Here is a 2,021-nt window from a genome sequence, read left to right on the forward strand (position 1 = left end):
GAAGGGTCGACGGCGACGCGGGCGCCTACGGCCAGCTCGGTGACGTCGCGGCCGACGGCGACCACCTCGCCGGCGAACTCGTGGCCGGGGATGATGGGCAGCTGGGGGGCGAACTCACCCTGCAGGATGTGCAGATCCGTGCCGCACAGGCCGCAGGCCGCCACAGCCACCACGACCTCCCTAGGACCGGGGGCGGGATCCTCCACGGTGACGATCTCGATGGTGCCCTGTTCGGTGATGAGGGCGGCCTTCATTTGACGGCTCCCATGGTCAGACCCTGGACCAGCCGGTCCTGGGCGGCGAATCCGGCAATGAGCACCGGGATGGACACAGCGACAGCCGCAGCACAGAGCTTGGCCAGGAACAGGCCCTGGCTGGTGACGAAGCTGGTCAGGAAGACCGGCCCGGTCGACGCCTGCACCCCGGTGAGGACCTGGGCGAACAGCATCTCGTTCCAGCTGAAGATGAAGCAGATCAAAGACGTGGCGGCAATGCCGGGCGCGGCCATCGGGATGATGATCCTGCGGAAGACGGTCGGCAGACCGGCTCCGTCGATCGAGGCGGCCTCCAGGATCGCCACGGGGATCTCCGCGAGGAACGACCGCATCATCCATACCGCGATCGGCAGGTTCATGGTCGTGTAGATCAGGACCAGAAGCCAGATGTTGTCCAGCATGCCCAGGTTCTGGGCCGCCATGTAGATCGGGAGCAGACCGGCGACCACCGGAAGCATCTTGGTCGACAGGAAGAAGAACAGGACGTCGGACCACTTGCGCACCGGCTTGATCGACAGTGCGTAGGCGGCGGGGATGGACAGGCCGAGGACGAACAGGGTGGAAACGACGCTGGCCGTCGCCGAGTTGGTCAGAGCCGGCCAGGGACTGGCCCCGGTCGAGGCGCCGAAGAACTCCCGGTACCCGTCCAGGGTCAGGCCCGCGGCGACCGAGGGCGGATTGGTGGCAGCGTCCGTCTCGCTGTGGAAGGACGTCAGAACCATCCAGGCGAACGGCGCGAAGAAGAACAGGCCCACGGCCCAGGCCACCGGTCCGGTGAAGGCCTGGGGATGACGCCGGAAAAAGGGCTCGCTGTGCCGACGGGGCCGGGCGTGGGCTGTGTTGGTGCTCATGAAGTCTTCTCCTCCCGCAGGAGAGTCGACACGACACGCAGCGCGAAGGTGGCCACCACGATGGTGCCCACGACGACAACGACGCCCGCCGCGGAGGCACGGCCGTAGTCGTGTGCCTGGTAGAAGGTCTGGTAGATGGTGTACGGAAGGTTCGCCGTGCCGAGGCCGCCGGACGTGATGGTGTAGACCGCGTCGAAGTTCTGCACGATGTAGATCGATCCCAGCAGCGCCGCCAGCTCCAGATACCTGCGCAGATGCGGCAGAGTCAGGTAACGGAAGATCTGGAAGGCGCCGGCGCCGTCCACCCGGGCCGCCTCGATGGTCTCCAGGGGCCGGCTCTGCAGCCCGGCGAGCAGGATCAGCATCATGAACGGCGTCCACTGCCAGACCAGGGAGACCGCGACCGCGGCCAGCGGCGAGCTGCTGATCCAGTCGGGCTGCGGCGGGCTGTCCGAACCGAACAATGACCAGATCCAGGTCAGAGCGCCGTTGAGGAGCCCGTACTCAGGGTTGTACAGAGCATGCTTCCACAGCAGCGCCGCCGCGACGGGAACGACGAGGAAGGGGGCGATCAGCATGGTGCGCACCAGGCCACGCCCGCGGAACTTGCGGTCGAGCAGGAGCGCCACACCGAGCCCGAGCAGCAGGCTCAGCAGCACCACACCGGCGGTGAGCCAGACCGTGGTGAGCACGGAGGCACGCATGTCCGGGTCAGTGAAGACCAGCTTGTAGTTGCTGAACCCGGTCCAGCCGCGCTCGTCCGGCCGCAGCGCGTTCCAGTTCATGAAGGAGATCACCAGCGTGGCGACGAACGGCAGCTGCGTGACGATCACCATGTACACCAGCGCGGGCATCAGCGGGGCACGCTTGACCCAAGCCACCGCCCGGCCCGACC

Annotated in this window: 3 protein-coding genes; all 3 read right to left on the reverse strand. The window is 67.0% G+C overall.

Going from position 1 to position 2,021, the window contains the following annotated elements; translation table 11 throughout:
• Positions 1 to 254, reverse strand: a 254-nt coding sequence (locus ACZ562_RS38195) for an alcohol dehydrogenase catalytic domain-containing protein (protein WP_471189296.1), incomplete at its 3' end; no start/stop codon positions are given.
• Positions 251 to 1,126, reverse strand: coding sequence for a carbohydrate ABC transporter permease (locus ACZ562_RS38200; protein ID WP_471189298.1), 876 nt, complete (start codon positions 1,124 to 1,126; stop codon positions 251 to 253). The genes ACZ562_RS38200 and ACZ562_RS38195, both read right to left, overlap by 4 nt.
• Positions 1,123 to 2,007: a carbohydrate ABC transporter permease gene (locus ACZ562_RS38205; RefSeq protein ID WP_471189305.1), complete on the reverse strand. Its 885-nt coding sequence runs from the start codon at positions 2,005 to 2,007 to the stop codon at positions 1,123 to 1,125. Before ACZ562_RS38205 ends, ACZ562_RS38200 begins: the two co-directional genes overlap by 4 nt.
• Positions 2,008 to 2,021: the final 14 nt, after the last annotated feature.

The organism is Streptomyces sp. NPDC040410, assembly GCF_055595715.1.